This is a genomic window from Aureliella helgolandensis (genome assembly GCF_007752135.1).
Lineage (GTDB): Bacteria > Planctomycetota > Planctomycetia > Pirellulales > Pirellulaceae > Aureliella > Aureliella helgolandensis.
Genome location: NZ_CP036298.1, coordinates 6,502,501 through 6,521,577 on the forward strand (window position 1 = coordinate 6,502,501; position 19,077 = coordinate 6,521,577).

General features: G+C 55.0%; 11 protein-coding genes (1 of these 11 only partly in view). 8 read left to right on the forward strand and 3 right to left on the reverse strand.

Going from position 1 to position 19,077, the window contains the following annotated elements:
* The 3 genes from Q31a_RS22800 to Q31a_RS22810 all read left to right on the forward strand — a co-directional run.
* Positions 1-1,357, forward strand: partial view of a pilus assembly protein N-terminal domain-containing protein gene (locus tag Q31a_RS22800; protein WP_197355545.1) — the 3' portion only. It extends 107 nt beyond the left edge of the window; only the last 1,357 of its 1,464 coding nucleotides appear in the window; the start codon falls outside the window, past its left edge; the stop codon is at positions 1,355-1,357.
* 155 nt (positions 1,358-1,512) lie between these two features.
* Positions 1,513-2,706 carry a hypothetical protein gene (locus tag Q31a_RS22805; protein WP_145082892.1) on the forward strand — a complete coding sequence of 398 codons (1,194 nt, stop codon included), beginning with the start codon at positions 1,513-1,515 and terminating at the stop codon, positions 2,704-2,706.
* Between the two features lie 294 nt (positions 2,707-3,000).
* Positions 3,001-3,576, forward strand: coding sequence for a DUF2141 domain-containing protein (locus Q31a_RS22810; protein WP_145082894.1), 576 nt, complete (start codon positions 3,001-3,003; stop codon positions 3,574-3,576).
* A gap of 2 nt (positions 3,577-3,578) precedes the next feature.
* On the opposite strand, the gene Q31a_RS22815 is transcribed toward Q31a_RS22810, so the two are convergent.
* A complete protein-coding gene (locus tag Q31a_RS22815; protein ID WP_145082896.1) occupies positions 3,579-5,438 on the reverse strand; it encodes a hypothetical protein in 1,860 nt (619 codons plus the stop codon).
* 678 nt (positions 5,439-6,116) lie between these two features.
* On the opposite strand from Q31a_RS22815, the gene Q31a_RS30475 reads away from it, so the two are divergent.
* Positions 6,117-6,740, forward strand: coding sequence for a hypothetical protein (locus tag Q31a_RS30475; protein ID WP_197355547.1), 624 nt, complete (start codon positions 6,117-6,119; stop codon positions 6,738-6,740).
* Positions 6,741-7,142: 402 nt separating this feature from the next.
* Here Q31a_RS30475 and Q31a_RS22825 read toward each other — a convergent pair whose 3' ends face one another.
* Complete coding sequence (locus Q31a_RS22825; RefSeq protein ID WP_145082898.1) at positions 7,143-8,159, reverse strand: hypothetical protein; 1,017 nt, start codon at positions 8,157-8,159, stop codon at positions 7,143-7,145.
* 105 nt (positions 8,160-8,264) lie between these two features.
* Positions 8,265-11,855, reverse strand: a complete 3,591-nt coding sequence (locus tag Q31a_RS22830; protein ID WP_145082900.1) for a secretin N-terminal domain-containing protein — start codon at positions 11,853-11,855, stop codon at positions 8,265-8,267.
* 799 nt (positions 11,856-12,654) lie between these two features.
* On the opposite strand from Q31a_RS22830, the gene Q31a_RS22835 reads away from it, so the two are divergent.
* From Q31a_RS22835 to rdgB, 4 genes are all read left to right on the forward strand, one after another.
* Entirely contained in the window at positions 12,655-13,947 is a 1,293-nt protein-coding gene (locus Q31a_RS22835; RefSeq protein WP_145082902.1) for an IS1182 family transposase, read from the forward strand.
* A 989-nt stretch (positions 13,948-14,936) separates the two neighbouring features.
* Positions 14,937-16,121, forward strand: coding sequence for a group II intron reverse transcriptase/maturase (gene ltrA / locus Q31a_RS22840; RefSeq protein ID WP_197355549.1), 1,185 nt, complete (start codon positions 14,937-14,939; stop codon positions 16,119-16,121).
* Positions 16,122-16,620: 499 nt separating this feature from the next.
* Positions 16,621-17,811, forward strand: coding sequence for a hypothetical protein (locus tag Q31a_RS22845; protein WP_145082905.1), 1,191 nt, complete (start codon positions 16,621-16,623; stop codon positions 17,809-17,811).
* A gap of 156 nt (positions 17,812-17,967) precedes the next feature.
* Positions 17,968-18,600 (forward strand): RdgB/HAM1 family non-canonical purine NTP pyrophosphatase, encoded by a 633-nt coding sequence (gene rdgB, locus Q31a_RS22850; protein ID WP_231690902.1) that lies wholly within the window; start codon positions 17,968-17,970, stop codon positions 18,598-18,600.
* The last annotated feature ends 477 nt before the right edge of the window (positions 18,601-19,077 follow it).

A 19,077-nucleotide genomic window follows, 5' to 3' on the forward strand; every position in this document is an offset into this window, starting at 1 on the left:
TGGAAGTCAACGACCAGCCGAGCTGCCTGCCTTCCCCAGCACCGCGGGGCTGCCCCCCGCACCACAAGCCATGCCACCAGTGATTCTTCCCGCAACGGCCTCCGAGCCATGCGAAGCCGAAGAATGCGAAGGCACCAACCATTCCGGGCTCTCCCTAGTCGTTGAAACGAGCTCTGGCTCAGGGTCGAACTCATTAATTGATATCGACATCCCACTCGATTTTCCAGCTCCAGTGCCCCCTAGCACTGAACTGAGTGGGCCTCGCCCTTTGGCGGTCAGAGCTCCTGCAGCGGTTGAATCGCCTGCCACTCTGAACCGGACTCCAGAGGTCGTACGGCAGAATCGACGTGTTAGCCTGAGCAAGTCCACTAAGGAGTCGGATAACTCTGGAACTCAATTCAATCTAAGCGACGCTGCGGAACCAGCGAAGCCCAGCTCACACGTTCGAGAATCGCAGGAACCATCGCTGCCTGCCACAGAGAGCGCCGAGTTCTCGATGAGCGACGTTGAGGAGAGTTCTCGGAAGTCAAAGACTGTGGTACAAACCGCGATTGCGACCGCTCCCAAAACGGAGACTGCCGTCAAGGAAAAAGCGGTCACGGCCAGCCTTTCGGACAATGAATCGTCCAAGTCCTCCCCAACCAGGGAACCGGCCATGAAGCCATCGCTGGCGGCCCGAGTTAAGCCGGCACCTACGACCGAGGGCGGTAACGGCAGCTCTCTGTCGAACGTTCTTTCTGAATCGATTCCTGCGCCTGCCCCAACTGACACCAAGGCGAGCCCTTGGGAAAGCAGCCGGAACACTCAGCGATTGCAGGCAACGCTAGCCTCCCGTTCAACGCCGATTGGACCAGCACCCGCGGTTGTTTCCTACTCGCCGTCTCCGTCCCCGGCGCCCACTTCGATCATTCCCGGCGAATCGACCTTGGATGTCGATATCCAAGACTCGGTCAACCTGTCGGTGAAGGATGAGATTCTTGAAGTCTCCATCGAAAACCCACGTGTCTGTGAATCGATTCAAACCGGAGACCATGGAATATCCATTGTGGGTTTATCGGCTGGTGTGAGTCGCGTCGCGATTACAACTCGACAACGCGATGGACAACGTCAGGTCGAAGTGCATCACATTTCAGTGGGCAACAATCGCTCGCAAACGAAAGCTCAAAAGTTGGCCGCTCAAATCAATGAGGCGGTGGCCAGAATGCATACCAGCAGTTCGGTAGAGGTCATTGCGGTCGGGGACGGGCTTTTGGCACAAGGCATCGCTAGCTCGGAGAAAGATGCTCGACAGATTGTAGAGTTCATCCGAAAAACGGCCTTGGTTCCTGTAACCGACCGAATCAGACTGCACCGTTAAAAAGCTTCCCAGGCATTCTTTATTCATCGATCGAATGCCAAATTCGAAATCTGTTTTTATTCGAACGTCAGAGGGTTTCACGCCGAAATGGAAATGCATTCGGAGTAACCCACAAAGCGTGACTCACTATCAAGGACGTTAACACGAGGTTTGATATGCCCAAGATCCACTACTTTTCAAGCGGCCAAAAGGCTGTCACCGGCGTTGCTCACCAGACTCTCATAACGCTATTCGGCATCGGGCTAGTTTTGGCATCGGCAAATGCTTCCGCTCAAACGGTAGCACGTGCTGGCGTCCCTGCTTTGCAAACCAGCGCCGGTGGAGCTCGAATACCAGATTCTATGGAAGGCACATCGGCAAGCATGTCGGATATGCCAACCGTCGGGTCTGCTTATTCGCTAACCTCCGATGCTTCTCGCATCGAACCGGCGAGCTACTTCCCGTCCGCAGGATTCGGCTCGCGAGCGACCCAATCAGACCCTTGCTACGGTGGGTGTGATGTCCGCTGGTACGCATCGTACGAGGCACTTTGGTTGACCCGTGAGAACGATGAACGATTCTCGCTTTCGCTCAACAGCAACCTACCCGATTGGGATTATGATTTTGGAGGGCGCTACACGGTTGGCAGTATGATGGACTGCGTAAGTGCTTGGGAGTTTGTCTACGCAGGCCCCTTTGACTGGCAACGCAGTGCCTCGGTTGCAGGTGCTGGCGTACTGCAAAGTCGCTTCTTCCCCCACGGTGGCTTTACCGCTGCAAACGTGACAGGTTTCAATGACGCAGATCAGCACGTACAAAACTTGAGCGCTGAATTGCATAGCTTTGAAGTCAATCGTCGCTGGCACAGCTGGGATGCTCTCTCGACAATGATCGGTTTCCGCTACATCGATTACGACGAGGACTACGTTTTCCAATCACTCAAAGCTGGTGGTACAACCGGATTCTACGCAGACTCGCTGGAGAACCAGATGCTGGGCGGCCAAATCGGCGCTGACGTTCTGTACCCAGTTAGCCTGAGAGGCAGTGTCGGATTTCGCGGCAAGGCTGGAGTGTACGCGAATTTCGAAGACCGTTCGACTTACATGACAAACGAAGGCGTACTCTTGCTCAACGGTGGCGATGATCACGTCGAGCTGGCTGGCTTGATTGAGGGTGGAGTAATCGGCAACTACCAAATCGTCCCCAGCATTCGCTTGACCGCTGGCTACGAGTTCTGGTACGTACCAGGTGCAGCCACAATCGCGGAACAAACTCCTGCCCACGTGCATCCCGGTGCTGGATTCTCGATTGAAAACGAAAGCGACCTATTCTTGCATGGTGGCAGTCTAGGACTCCAAGTCCTATTCTAGGATTGCGAGCCGGTTCGCTATTCAAAAAACAACTGACGTGGCAAGCCTAGCTTGCCACGTTTTTTTATTTCCAATGCTGTAAAACCACCCACTTCCGAGATAGTATGGGCTCATGCACGAGGCGGCAGGCGCGCGATTGCGTTTGCAATGAGCAGCGAGCCTGTTGCTGTTGGCCATTGCTTCTAGAATAGGAATGATCTGCACCGCAGCGATCCCTCCAGCACTTGGCACCTATGCATCCCGCAATGCTAAGCCCATCGAATCCATCGCAACTGCCCCATTTTGACCGAGTCAATGCTAAGTATGTTTGATCAGTTCCGACAAATCTGGCGCCAAAATAACGGCAACTTGCTGCTGATGATGGGCGGCATCGTCATTGCGATAGGCTCGGTGGTCTGGTACTTCAACGTCTTACCCGACGTGAGACTTGTCGTTCCCAACAATTTAGCCCTGCAGCTTCCGGCCTCTTCGAATCGTCCGACTGAAGAGCTGATCGTGCTCATCCGCGGGCCCGCGCGTTCGCCTTCGATGCTCCGTGGAATCCAAGGCATGGTTATGCTCCTGCCGCCAGCCGGAGAGCTCACCGAATTCCCACAACCCCTGCAAACACTTCCCTTCGAAATGGATTCACGAGGCATGGCCGGCGTTACCCTGAACGGTACCGGTCGACCAGAAGTAGCCATTGCCGCCTTCCTCGACCTGAACAGCAATGGAATTCTTGATATCGATGCGGCAGGACTTCCCACCGAGCCGGTCCGCCTATCTTCTTTCCCCATGGAGGAGCCCCGTACTCTCAGCCTTTCCGTGTCGCCGATTGTGCCAGAGTCCGATAGCCCCACGATCGTGGAATTAGATTTCACCTCGGAGTAAGCTCAATCGCGACGCAACGAGAACGTCATGTAATGCAATCCGGTCTCTTCTTCCACTAGAAAACCTCCGCTCGGTGCTAGGTATTTCGAAATTACCGAAAACGGAGGCAATTCCTGCTTCTCGAGCGCGTTCACGAGCGACTGGAAGAATGGATTTCCTCCGGCCATGCCTTTCAAACGCTCGCGGTTCTTGGGATCACGAGCTAGTTCATAAAACAACTGCAGGGTCTCCTCGGGGCGCGCAAAAGAGATGCCAGAACATTCCTTGTCCTGCAATTGAGCGCTAATGCGATCCGAAATTAGTTGGTACTCAAGCGAATCGCTCAGCTTGCCAACGCTGCCATTCACGCGACTGGCCAATTGCTGCATCATGTATCGGCTATCGGAAATGACCACATAGTCATCGATCATTGCAATGCATATCTCCGGCCGCCGGATGGGGCCATCCTTTGCAAAGCGTTCCGCCCGCCCGACGAGCACCACGTTGACTTTCAATTCCCCATAGGTCTCCGACTGGACTTCGACCCGTTCCGGAATGGATTCCAAAAGCTTGGGCAGCACATTGTTCTTAAAGTACTCGGGGTTCTTCAACCGGATCGCGTAAACATTCGATCCACTGTTAATGCGAACCGGACGCACGAACCCTTGCAGCATCGTAACCCGCCCCTCCAGATTCTCCAAAATATCCTTCCGTACATCCAGTCCCAAACGCTCATTCATACGTTCAAAGACTTGCTGTTGAAGCGCATCCTCACCACGAAACTGGTTGTATAGACGCTCCACTCCTTCGACTGTTGAACTCCAATCCCAATTGAGTGTCATATAGGATGCCACCGTATCGGGAACCCACGCTTCGGGCGCCGTGGCCCCTGATTTAGGACGCACAAGGCTTAGCACGGCTCTGCGCGGACTGCTCAGCAAGAGATGCATGTGAGTGATCGAATCGAAGTCAGGGGGCCCGATAATGGAACTTCCCCCTACGGCTTCAATGCCATCGAGCCCCAACGCGGGAAGCACAGCTTTGACCATCGCACCCGATGCATCACGCGGTAAGAACTCTCGAACAATCGCCATCGGATCCGCATAGAAAGAGATCTGAGGTCGCTCTCCTTCGGTGCCCACCGAACGCGACATAATCGATGTGAATTTGCGGTTCTCGGAAAGCGTCTTCCATTCGGGTTGTTGAGTAATCCAAGCTCCAGCCAATTGCTCGACCAATTCCGAATCCGAGCTCGCAACCATGACTCCATTGTCAATAAAATACGCAAACTGTTGATCGCGGCGATTCGGATGGGCATAGCGGTGCAAGGTCAAACGATCGACCTCCTTTTCCGTATGGGCCATCTCCGGGTCGATCGACTCATCCATGCGTTTGAGTAGAATTTGGACACTGGTGATTTCGGCTCCCGCATCCAGCAGCAGCACTACCGCAGGACGGTCCGATTGAATCCGCACGCGGTCCCCGTCGTCGTTTCGCACTAGCTTTCCAATCCCGCGATCCTTGGGGAGCAGAGCGATCGCCAACTCCCCGTTGGGAATGGAGAGCACTTCATCCAAGTTTAGCCCGAACACGTCCTGCATGCGTTCGGTCGCGCGGACAAAGGAACCGTAGAACTCCATCAAAATGGGTTTGAGCTGCTCGTCGTTTCCCAGCTTCCCCATCATGCTATTGGACAAATCTTCCCGCAGCTGCTTCACATCATCTACACGCAGGTAGGCCAACGTTTTCTCGGGGAACAGTTTGGGAGCGGTTAGACGCCCCGTCGCTACCTCTTGCGCCGTAGCCACTCCGACGGTCGCGTGGGCCATCCACAGTGTCACCAAGATGGCTAGCACTTGAATCTTCCTAAAGCACTGACGCATGATTTAACCCTTGATACAGCGTTGTTGTTAGCGAATGAAGCGGTGGGAAAAAGTTGGGAAAAAGTTGGGAAAGGCGAGCTGCCATGACGGCCAGTTACAATCTATGGAGCTTCCTGAACCGATGCAAACGGGAGCTACACAACGGTACCAATCGGCTGCCGACGCCATGTGCTATCCCCCCAAATGCATTACAACCCATCAAGACGGAGCAAACGTCGCACCTCCCCAAATCGTTCAACAGCGCATTCCCCAGAAGTATCTACCGCCGGTGTACTAGCATTGCCGATTCAGGAAGATGGGACACGCACAACTTTGATGAATCCCGCGTGCCTGGCTGTCCAGCTGCCGTCATCCCGTTGGCGAAGTGGGTGGCAAGACATCCTACCATTCCCACATATCCCCAGGGATTGCGTGGTAGTTAGTTCTCGGAATTGACAGGAAAGCTAGGCATCTGCCCCAGCATTTTTGGCGTTCCAGACTAGAAGACAGTCCATCGATTCCCGGTAGATTCACAAGCCGGAGCCCCCACCGAACTACACATTCGCTCAGAATTAGCCTATCTTGGTAAGATGGAGTAGAAATTCCCGCGAAACCAGCCACCTGCAAGAGTGTTTCAACTTTTGAATGCGCAACGACAACGTCACAAAACCGACACCACCCCCAATGAGGTTTACCGCCATGATTAGAAATCTCTTTGCAGCGCTGACGATTCTCGCGAGTTTGTCCAACGTTGCGTCGGCTCAGGTATTTGGATCCGCGACCAACACCGGAACCAATCAAGCCGCATCTGGCGCCGAGATGACCACGGGTGTCATCACCGAATCCTCTTTTGGCAATGGTTTTGCCTTTGACGCCGGCTTTGGCGGAAATGTGTTTGGCGGAAACACCGCCGCGGCCGCACTTGGCGGTGCCGCCTTGGGGCGGAGTGGTTTCGGAGGAGGTTTCGGTGGCGGCGGCTTCGGAGGTGGACGAGGCGCTCAGAACCAGAATCAACAAAACGAAACCAAAGTGCGCGCCACCGTCAAACTTGGCTTTAAAATTGACGGCCCACCACCTGCGCTGCGCAGTAGACAATTGAACTCCACGCTAGCTCGACTACCGCTACAGCGGCAATTTGCCAACATCCATGTCGTCATGGACGGTTCAACTGCTGTGCTCAGCGGTATTGCCAAGAATCCAGAGGATTTGGGCGTCCTCAGACAACTGCTCCTGATGGAGCCCGGTGTTCAAGAGGTTAATTTAAGCCAAATACAGACACCAGTCTCAGAGCCAGAATTGGTTCCGGCCGTTCCCACGCGATAGCCAAGCCCTCTCCCCGGTTCGCGAGATCATCCTTAGCTCTGCGTCCCCTAGCGATCTTGCACTTGCATCATGTGTGCGAGTTGCAGAATTCGGGTCCCAGCTAAGAGCTATGTGGTGAGGGGTTGCAGGTACCGACCAACACTGGCGACTGGCAGTGTCCCAATCGGTGGTTTCAAGATTTGCGAGCCCGGTTGTGCATGAACCACGACCCCAATCGCAGGGCTCAAGCCTGCTGCACTTACAAACGCCGCTTCAAATTCAGAGTACGGTTTTAGAGCGAGGTTTCTACAGGCACTGGTTCTCAACTCACCTTGCCCCCAGAGAGAGCCACCCCTTTGACCAAAGAGCGGCGTGCTCTGCCTGAGAAGGTAGTGCCGGTGGAGCCATTGCGACCGCACGGCTTTAGTCTGCACGTTGGAACGAGGCTGCTTGCACCGGATTGTTCGGGACTCCCGCCGTGAAAGGTGATCCCGCATTAATATTCGGTGGGCTCGTCGACGGAGGAGGCGTCAGGACGCGCAGATCGAAATTCTCTTTAGGAGTTGTGCCTAGTTGGAATTCGATGGTCGGGTTCTTAGGAAAGTTCCCTGCATCGTGGTAGTTCTGAGCCGACACACCTGTGCTTACCGGCCTGGACTGTCCCCCTCCAACCTGTACGGCACTACCGCTGATGGCGCGATTGGTCGCTCGATTTGAATTGGCCGTTTGAACGGTCCCGTTTGAGGAGCTGAGACCGTTCTTGCGAACTAGGCTTGCATTCCGCGGGACGTCGATCACGGTGGTCCGCATCGTTGGCTTCGCATCCCCTGAGTTCGTAGGCACCGACTGAGTTTGATACGACACCGCCTGCATTCGGGGGGCATCGATGTCATTGGGATCGCGGCTCTTACCCGGCAAAAACAACTTGGCTGCCTCACCTTGTAGAATGGATCCCTCGGTCGACTTAAACGTTGGGATCAAAGTTATTCCCTCGCGATACCCATCGGCTTCATCCCAGGGAATCCAAATGCTGTAGGAAGCGCCAATTTCTGAGGGACTGAAATGCCCCGATAGCTGCTCGGCCGTAAACGCAAAAGACTTATCGGCTTTCACGCTCTCATTCGCTCCGTGGCCGGGCGTAGTGACATAGCCATGGACGACCAGGTCGCCCTCGACCGGTATTGCTTGGGAGCGATCGTTGTAGAAATAGATGCGTCCCCCAAAGCCACGCGTTGTCGGCCTGCCAGCCACCGCGAGCGTGTCTGGCGACCAAATGACCGCCAGAGAGGTAGGGTGCTGGTACTCTTTTTTGAACCAGCTCGTTGGCAGCCAATCCTTCCCCTTGGTTTCGGTCCCACTCTTGCTAAACGTGCTACAGCCAGCGGTAGTGAAGAGCAGGGCTACCGCGGTGAACTTCATGGGTGCTTTGAATTTGGTCATCAAGATTTCCTTACCTTGGATGCACTTTCCTATCGATGCACTGCGAACAACTCAGTACGGTGGCCCTCCCAGCGGAGTCGCTTGAGAGGGCATTGAACAGCCCTCCTACTTGTATCCACCAGCCGGCACTGGTTGATAAGTAGCGGTACCTGGGGCGTTAGGCGTGTAGACCTGAGGTGCAAAATTTCCAGGAGGCGGTACCAGTGGCTGGATATAACCTGCTTGCTGGAATACAGGCTTGCCATTGGAGGCTCCCATATCAATCGTCGGTGCTGGAGCCGGTTCGATTATCCCTTGAGTTCCGTCTAGCTGGTACTCTTGCAACTGGTTTGGGTCAGTCGTGCCCACATTGGGATGCAAGGCCCGATCTTGAAGTGCGGTTGGCACTCCATCGGGATAAATCATGGTACTCTTAGCAGGTCCCCAGAGACCATTGCCTCCGGACATTCCGACATCACCATGCAAGTTCAAGACGTCGGCCAAACACCAACTCATTCGCGACGTTTCTACCGTTTTGAGCGTTTCGTAGTCCTCATCGGTCTGAATCAAACGCGGTGTTAGCACCACCATCAACTCACGCCGTTGCTCGCTTTCCACGTCGAAGCGGAAGGCCGCACCGATCCATGGAATGCTGCCTAGAATTGGGATCTGGCTGCGAGCCGTACTTCGGCTCTTGCTGATCAATCCAGCAAAGACGACCGTTTGCCCAGAGTAAGCGCTCACAACCGTGTCCGCTCGCGTTCGATTGATAATCGGTGACCGAATCACCTCTCCATTCACCCCGAAGCCGATAGGAATGCCAGTGCTGGGATCTCCCACACTGGAATTCTCAATCCCGACCTGCATCAAGATGATTCCATCAGGGCCGACTCGCGGCAGTACCGATAGCAGCAACCCGACATCTTCATCCGTCGTCAAAGTCTGTTGCGGACTGATCCCGTTTGCTTGCGTTACGCCAGTCACCCGTGGTACGGAAGACCCGACTTGGGCTGTGGCCAATTGCTGATCCATGGTCGTCAATTGTGGACGATTCAGAATCTGGATACGATTCGCGGTTTGCAACGCTCGTACGAGAACGCCTACGGCCTCACTCGACGCAGACAGGACAAGCCCGCCGGTTCCAGCCGAATTATTCCGTCCCACCCCAAAGCTACTCATCGCTTGGCCGGCCACGTTCTGTGTCAATCCACCAGTGGTGGCACTAGTAATGGCGTTACCTAACCCAAATACGGGTGAACTCAGTGAACCGCCAGTCGCACTACCGCGATCAAACAGCAAGCCGTCCTGCAAACCCCATTCGGCTCCTAGCTCTAGCGAATCATCCAGTTGAACTTCTGCGATGAGAACTTGAATGGCAATCATTGGAGGTCGGCGATCCAATCGCTCGATCAGCCCCAAGGCGGCATCAAAGTACTCAGGGCTGGCACTCAACAAAATGCTGTTGGTCCGCTGTTCGGGTACGACGAACACCTGTCGATTCACTAACTCTTGAGCACTGAGAATCTGGTTGATTCCGTTGTTCAAATTTTGTTGTGCTTGAGTCAACTGTGTAAAGTAGTCGGACAGGGCGGTCGCGACAAATTCGGCAGTCGCGTTGTTAAGCCAGATGACTTCCGTTCGTCGCGATTCCGCAACATCTTCATCCAGCCGCAGAACCAGGGCCTCCAACACTTCCAGATCCGATCGGGAACCGCTAACAATCACACTGTTGGTACGTGCCTCGGCAGCGATCTGGAGTTGCACCAAGCTGCCTTCGCCACCACCGGTCGTTAGATTCGATTGCGAGAGATTGTTCAGGAAGCTACCTTGAGCCCCCTGGCCTGCAGTGATGGCGAGACCGAACAAACCTTGTAGAGTCTGAGCCAATGTGGTGGCGTCACCATTGCGGAGCTGGAAGACCTTAATCCGTGCTTCCGCACTCGGTAGTTGGTCGAGCTCCTCGATCAATTTGGCAATCAGAGCCATACTCGGCCCAGGAGCTTTGACCACAATGGCGTTGACCGATGCATCCGCACTGATCACAACTCCAGCCAAGATCCCCGACTCCACTTTGGTTGTATTGTTGCCGTCGACGGTCACAATACTGAGTTTACCGCTCGGTGGACTCGCTAGGGACGTGTCACCACCGGCCCCTTGCCCAGTAATCACCTCTTCGATCACAGCTTGCAAATCTTCAGCCAAAGTGTTCTTCAAGCGGAAAACGCGAAGTTCACTCTCGGCTTCGGTGCTCTCGACATCCAGCTCTGAAATCAGCTTTTCGACTTCGAGCATTTCGCGCGGCGAAGCTTGAATGATCAATGAGTTGGTGCGGTAGTCAGATACAATTTTGACCCGCGTTCCCAATCCAGTGCGAACAGCGTCGTTGCTACCTGGCTGCTCGACAAAGAACAATTGAATGCGTTCTTCGATGTCGACCGCCGAGGCATGCAACATGCGGCGAACCTTCAACTGATGCTGCGGATCCAGAGGCTGGTCAATCTTTTCGATCAACTCCTGAACCGAAACCACAACCTCTTTGCGGCCGATGAGCAGGAGAGCATTGGGTTGCCCCAGTGCAGTAATGCTGACGGCGCCCTGACGCGGTAGATAGATGCTGTCGTAAAGCTGAGTTACGAGGGTTGCCACGGCATCGCCGTTGGCGTGCTTCATCACGTGCACCACAACTTCAGGTTGTGTTTCAGCCGCTTGCTTCTTGATCTTGTCGATTACTTCAAGAGTTCGCTTGACGTCATCTTTGCTACCACGAATGATGACCAGGTCAATTTCTTCGATGAATTCGATCTGAACGTCGCCAAACAAACCGCTGCCAGTCCCGAGATCCTCCAGGGACCCCATGGCTGTGGCTTGAGCTTGTCCGTCGACCGTGACTTGAGCTTCCGCCGCTCCGCCTTGCTCTTGCATCAAGGTCGCTTTGACCAACTGAAATGCCTGCTTCACCTTGCGGGGCTCGGCGGGGCCTAGAGGCACAACGTGGGTCGCAGCGGAGGCATTCCCTTGGCCTTGATCCAGCGTTTGTACGACGCGAGTCCATCCAGCCAGCGAGGCGCCTTGCCCCTGCAGAGTCACCTGACTGGTGCGCCGGTCCACTTGTACAATATCTCGCATGCCGTGATCACCGGCAATAGTCAGATTTGCAACTTCCCCGTTGCGTTCCGTTGTTAGCGTTGCGCGCTGTCCCGCCAGACTCGTAAGCGCATCCTCCAGCTCTCGCCAACTCAGATTCCGCAGTTGATAGGAGTGCTCCGTCAGCTGCCCCGCCGCCAATTGCGATTGCTGGGGCGCGGCCACATTGGTTTGAGCCAGAAGTTGGTTGATCTGCTGCCCCACGCGTTGATGCGCAGAGTCCGTAGCCATGATCAACAGTTGCCCAGTCTTGGGCTCGGTGGTGACCCGAAACGTAGGGTCGTCGTGGAAATGGATCTGAAGCTGTGCCCCGACAGGCCCCACCATAGGCAAGGGAACATTGTAGACTTGCAGACGCACCTGATCTTGAGTCACCGTCTGTGGGTTTGAAACAGGAGTGCTCATCGTGGGCATCGTTGCCGTGGTGATAGGCGTACCGGAATTCGGCCATTGCGACACTTGCCCCAAAGCTAGTCCCGGAGCGACCAATAGGGTGCCTACCGCCCCTCCGAAGAGAATGAACCGAGCCCAACTGCGATTCCTTGGCTTCATGTGGCAATTCGTGTCCGGCATTTGAATCCCTCTTCACCAGTCAACTTCGACTTTCTAGCAACCGAGTGCGTTGTGCATTCGTGCCCATACATTGGGTTCATTCGGCATCACCCTCACAATCCTTCCCTCAAAGTGGCCTACATAACGAACGTGTAACCGGGACAGCACATAAATACCCCCCAAACCTCCCAGTCAACCAAAATTGCGTCTAATCAGCCAACTCCAAACGCTCGCCCGCCGCGAAGAAATGCCCGTTTCCCCCGCCCAATCGGCCTTCCCAACCGCCACCCGCCGCGTAAGCAAGGCGCGAACCACGCCCCTATAGCGTGATTTGGCGCACCGCCGTTGCAGTACGACGAAGAGACTCCCAATGCAGCAACCCCAAGTCAACCTCCCCAATCGCAACCCGCCGCGTGCGCAAGGCGCGGACGATGCCCCTACAACGTGATTTGGCGTGCCGCCGTTGCAGTACGACGAAAAAACTCCCAGTGCAGCCCCCCAAGTCGACCTCCCCAATCGCAACCCGCCGCATGAGCAAGGCGCGGACGATGCCCCTACAACGTGATTCGGCGCACCGCCGTTGCAGTACGACGAAAAAACTCCCAGTGCAGCCCCCAAGTCGACTTCCCCAACCGCAACCCGCCGCGTGAGCAAGGCGCGGACGATGCCCCTACAACGTGATTCGGCGTGCCGCCGTTGCAGTACGACGAAAAAACTCCCAGTGCAGCCCCCAAGTCGACCTCCCCAACCGCAACCCGCCTAGGCTGTGAATTTTTAGCCAAGTGGTTTGCAAATTAATTTTGGGCGCTACAACTATAGCATGAATACTCAAAAACCATCGCAGCTTGCTCGTGTTTCCCGCCCCCATCGTATTCAAGTGGAAATGCACATGCTTTCACTTGAAGATATGCTTCCGCGCGACCATCGTGCTCGCATTGTCTGGTCGTTTGTCAAAACGTTGGACCTAGAACCTCTGTATGAAAAGATCGTTGTCACCAAGAGCACCGTTGGTCGCAATAGTATTGCGCCGGAGATACTGGTTTCACTGTGGCTTCTGGCAACCTTGGATGGCATCGGCACAGCCCGAGAACTTGGTCGCCGATGCGAGACGGACATAGCCTATTTATGGACGCTCGGAAATGTCACGGTCAATTATCACACGTTGAGCGACTTTCGAGTGGAGAACGGAGCATTCTTGGAGAAGACGCTCGTTGACACGGTTGCCTCGTTGGTCGCCCAAGGTCTGGTGCCCCTGGAGACCATTGCCCAAGACGGAATGCGCGTTCGGGCTAGTGCAGGCAGTAGTTCGTTTCGCCGCAAGCCGACGCTTGAGTCATTGCAGCAGCAGGCTCAGGCTCACGTAGATAGATTGAAGAAAGAATCCGAGAACGAATGCGATCGTTCCGATGGAGACGCACGTCGCCAAGCGGCAGTCGAACGAGCATCGCGTGAGCGTCAAGAGCGATTAGATGAGGCTTTGCGACAGTTTGAGGAGCTTAGTAAGCAGCGCGAGTCTCGGAGAAAAGGTGACGGCGAAAAGACTCGCGTGAGCACTACGGACCCTGACGCCCGTAATATGAAGATGGCCAATGGTGGCTTCGATCCGGCCTTCAACGTCCAGTTCGCAACCGATGCTGACTCGCGAGTAATAGTCGCTGTCGATGTTATCAACCCGGGAACTGACAGTGGCCAAATGGCACCAATGCACGAGAAAGTGTGCTCAACTTACGACAAGACACCAAAGGCGCAATTGGTCGATTCCGCTTACGCAACCAAGGGCGATGTTAAGACCGTGGAGTCTAAAGGGACCGAAGTCGTCTCCACGATCCCCCGTGGATCGGTATTGGAAAGCAAAGGCAAAGATCCTCACGCGCAGCAACCTGGCGAAAGCGACGAATACACAGCGTTTCGCGCGAGAATGGCCAAAGAGGAATACAAAGAGCTTTACAAGACGCGCCCGTCGGTTGCCGAGTTTCCCAATGCGGACTGCCGCAATCGGAACCTTCGGCAATTCAAAGTTCGAGGACTGGTGAAGGTCAAAGCGGTAGCGTTATGGCATGCCGTGGCCTTTAACTTCACACGCATGGTAAACCTGGGGGCCTTGGCAATCTAAGCAGTTGCAAGGCAACCGCTTGGTTGAGAAATAACACAACTCGAAGAGATGAGCATGATGGACACGAGCTAACTTGCTGGCCAACAATCCGACCAAGTAAGACTTTCAGCCGCCAATTCGAAAAAATTTCGTGGTTGGAATACCCAAAGAGTCCGTTGGTGAAAAAACTTCACAGCCTAGCCGCGTGACGGGCTGTCGCAATAGTAACCCGCTGCGTGCGCGAGCCGCAGAGCTCGCGAACTTAGTCGCCTGCCGACAAAAGTCAGCAGGCAATAAACGGTGAGGCAATCAGAAATGACTGCCAAATCCTACCTGAGCTGGTCCGTACTGGTTCAGAACTTGTTCCCCGAACTTCAGAAATGGAGGTAAGCAGCTAGTGTCAGAATAAATATGACAGCGAAGGAGCCAAGGAACAAGACTTGGGGAGGAATCACGATTCGGCCCAGGCGGAGTGCCAGCCACCACGCTTCGGTGAAGCATGACGATCGCTCGAATCGATCGTCGGGCGACAGCATGTACGGCTAGCTGTCGTTCAAACGTCACGGTGCTTGGTGGTTTCACCTCGAGAAAATGGTTCGCGACTTGACCGGTGAGGTCCCAACTCGTCCAAGCAACATAGGCTTGGAAAGCCAACGTATAAGCTTCCAGTGAAAGCCGAGGCCACGCGAGAGGAACAAGACGTAGGACGCACGACGCTCCATCCAGTCCGATTGACGTCTTGCCGGTAAACCGGGGACTGCCCAGGGGTGACCCTAGGCGGTTCAAGGGATCGAAGCAGATCCGAAGTAGCTGGGTATATCAGCGAAAGGAAAAACCTAACTTAGATCATCTCCAACGCTACGATAGATGCCGCAAGCTAGTCCGCGAGTGAGAGCCTCACCAAATGAGGTAGCTGAGCCCTGCTGCTCAGACAACGAGCAAGCGACTAAGAAACGACGGCCAGTGATCCAACGCCAAAGATGACAGTTCATTCAAGAGAGGATGGCCTCATGGCCAAAAAGCAGAAAGTTCACTCGCTCACCGGACGCATTGACGACCGAATGATGCGGGAGGCATTCAAAGCTGTCAAGCGGAACCGTGGAGCTGCTGGCATCGACAAGGTTAGCATTGCCATGTTCGAGGAAAACCTCGATGACAATCTAGCCGCTCTGATGAAAGACTTAAAGACGAGAGGTACCTTCGTCTCTAAGCCCCTGCGTCGGAAGTGGATCGCCAAAGATGCTTCACAAACAAAGTTTCGTCCGCTTGGTATTCCGGCTGTCCGGGATCGGATCGCACAAGAGGTCGTTCGGCGACTTCTCGAACCGATCTTCGAGCCACTGTTTCACGATAGCTCCTTCGGGTTTCGTCCAAAGCGAGGATGCCACCAAGCAATCCGGAAAGTGTTGGAACATCATCAAGCAGGATACAACATCGTTCTCGATGCTGACATCTCCGGCTTCTTCGATAACATCCCGCACAAACTGATTGTTCAGGCAGTCGCAGCGGAGGTAGCCGACGGCAATATCCTTGACTTAATCGAACGATTTCTCGCAGCCGGTGTCATGGAGAATGGAGTCTTCAGCCCCACCACGATCGGCACCCCACAAGGCGGTGTCATCAGCCCGCTGCTGGCAAATATTGTGCTTAACAAGCTCGATTGGCAACTCGAACAAGCCGGATACCGCTTCGTGCGATATGCGGACGACTTCGTGGTTACCTGCCAGAACAAGGCTGAGGCTACAGCAGCACTGACGCTGGTTCAATCCATAATGACAGAACTTGGGCTCTCATTGAGTCCTGAGAAAACGAAGATCACAAGCTACGGGAAAGGTTATGACTTCCTGGGGTTTCGACTCTCTCGGCTGTCGCGAACGATGCGAACCAAGTCAGTGGAGAAATTCAAGACCAAGGTCCAGGAGATAACCCGACGCCACCATAACCTGAACGGTACCGCGATCGAGAAACTGAACCAAGTCATTCGAGGAACGGCGAACTACTTCGCCACGGAATTCTCAACATGTGTCTTTCTGTTTCAGCAGCTAGACAAGTGGATTCGAATGCGAGTCCGCTGCATGAAATTCAAACGGAAAAGTGTTAACGACAACTACCGAATGAAGAAACGAGTTTTTCTAAAACGGCTTGGGCTCCTGGAACTGCTTAGCTTTACTGCAACAACCATGGGACGCTCATGAATCGAACTCCTCTACCGCGACCAACTCCAGAATGGAGGCCGGGTTACACCGCAGAGGCAATGAGAAGGGGGGCGCCCGTTGCGAGAAAGACGCACGACGGTAAATATGGGGAAACGCCCCCATTGCGACAACGGGGAGGTGGTGGCTGGCAATCGTGCCAGCCTCCGCCTTACCCACTGAGCGAGGAAAGAAAGTTGCCGCTACAAGGCAGTTTGGGACGCAACCTCCGCGTTAAAATTCAAATTGCTACTAAATCAACAGCCCGGTGAGCAAGGCGCGGACGACGCCCCTAAAGCGTGATTCGGCGCACCGCCGTTGCAGTACGACGTAAATGCTTGCAATGCGACAAGCCATAGGTCCCAGGACAACGCGTCCCATCTGGGACGCGTTTCTACCGAATTCTCTATCGCCTTTTCTAGCGAAACCTGCTAAACGCCCTGTGATGCAGTTTCAGTTTAGGAACTCGGTCGAATTCAGATTTTGTGGAGGTAATATGTCGATGCTTAAGTTCTCCTGGCGACGTGCTCTGTTGATGGCCCTAACGGTCTTATGGTTGATCCCACTCGCTCCAAGCTCGTTCGCCGACACACCCTCCATCTTCTCGATGTTTAAGAAGAAGCCGGTTGTCTCGGAAGAAGCGCTTCAACTAAAGGCAGAGCATGGTCCCTGGCTTATTTTGGCCAAGACGATGTCGGGTCCAGAGTCCGAGGCTCGCGCAATCGCCCTGGCGAAAGAAATTCGGAGTGAAATGGGCCTGGCCAGCTTCGTCTGGGAAAAGACCTTCGACACCTCTGGAGAATTGGCGGCCACCTCGCGGCTCGTCCCCGAGCTCGATGGGACCACAACTCAATTCCGAGCTCGAAAAATGTATATCAACGGCGCTAAAGAGCAGGTCTTTTCAGTACTCGTTGGTGAATTCACCTCGATGGACGGACCACAAGTCGAGGAAACTGTTGCCAAATTGCGGACCGCACATCCTAAGTCACTTAGCATCGAGGCTCCCCGGCCAACCAGCCTGACCGAATCGGAAAGCAGTACCGGCATCATCCAACGCTACCGCTCCAAGCTTTGGGCAAGCAATGACCGGAAAGATGAATCGGGCCCGATGGGGGCTGCCTTCATCACCCGCAATCCGCTATTACCCGCCGAGTACTTTTTGAACACTCCCAAGGTCGATAGCTTTGTGACCAATCTGAACAAAAATGTCGAATACTCGCTGCTCGATAATCCCGGCAAGTACACGGTCCGAGTAGCCGCCTTCACCGGTAAGGAGGTCACCGATTTCGGAAACGGTTCGCGCGCCTCGGAAATGTCCAACACCACCGACGCGTTGGACAAAGCTGCCTTCAAGGCCCACAAGCTGACCGCCGCCCTCCGCAAAGAAAATGTAGAAGCCTACGAATTTCACGATCGCTACGGCAGCTACGTCATGATCGGCAGCTTTGATAGCCTGGGGCAAGAGCTGACCCCAGGGCAATTTCAATACAATTCTGCAATGCTAGCCATCATGAAAGAGTACTGTGGCTATCGAAACATCGACACGCGCGACCCCATTACTGGTGCCGTGACTCAAATGACTTCGGTCAAATCGAAGGACCGCATTCCATTTGCCCTCGAGGGAAAGCCAATGGCCGTGCCACGTCCTGAGGGTAATCGGATCTACGGTAATTCTCTGTTGGGCCGCGGCTAACCGCCGCGGAAGGGATTCCGGCTCCGTGGACAGCGGAGAACTGGCTTCACCACGACTGAGCATAGAAACGGATCAGCCTCGGCATGCGGGAGAGACGCGTCCCAACCGGGCGGACGACCAATTGACGCCTAGACTCATGCGGATATTCTGATTTGCATGAGTACTAGCCCCCAGCCGACCGCTTTGCCGATCAAGACCCTCATTCTAGGAACTTCCAACGCCAAAAAGTGCGTGGAGTTGCGTCGTTTGCTGCAGCCTCTGGGGCTGCAGCTCCAATCGCTCGCCGAAGTCGACGATCCACTGGAAGTCGAAGAAACCGGTGCGACGTTCATCGAGAATGCTCGACTCAAAGCTTCCGAGCAGGCGCAACACCTGGGGCAATGGACGATTGGAGAAGACAGCGGACTGTGTGTCCCCTACCTTGATGGGGCACCGGGTATTTTTTCCGCGCGATATTCCGATCCGGGCGCCACCGATATTCGCAACAACGAAAAGCTGCTTGCCGAATTATCAGGGGCCGCTGGTCCACAGCGCCGCGCCTACTACATCTGCACCATCGCCTTAGCCTCTCCCGACGGCCGCATTCACCTGGAAGCCGAAGGGAAATGTCGTGGACGGATCATCGAAGCCTACCGAGGCTCGGGTGGTTTCGGCTACGACCCTCTTTTTGAAATCCCAGAGTATCACCAAACATTCGCGGAACTCGGAGGTTCGGTGAAAGCCGTCCTCAGCCATCGCGCCCGAGCCCTCGAACACTTCACCCTGGGGCTTCGACAACTCATTACCTAACCGCCCATCTCCTAAGAAGCTGCCCCCCACGTAGCATGGGCCCCCGGCCCGTGGGGGAAACACAACGCGGGCCGGGGGCCCACGCCACCCCCAAACACCATCCCGAAACGCCCCCCAACCATCCACGTCCCAGCTCCACTGTCTCCCTCTAAACAAGTAGAGGCAACACAAAGCCAGCCGACTCACTGTCCCCGAGCAAAGACCCCACGTAGCATGGGCCCCCGGCCCGTGGGGAAATACAACGCGGGCCCGGGGGCCCACGCCACCCCCAAACACCATCCCGAAACGCCCCCCAACCATCCACGTCCCAGCTCCACTGTCTCCCTCTAAACAAGTAGAGGCAACACAAAGCCAGCCGACTCACTGTCCCCGAGCAAAGACCCCACGTAGCATAGGCCCCCGGCCCGTGGGGAAATACAACGCGGGCCGGGGGCCCACGCCACCCCCAAACACCATCCCCAACCGACGCGCCAGCAA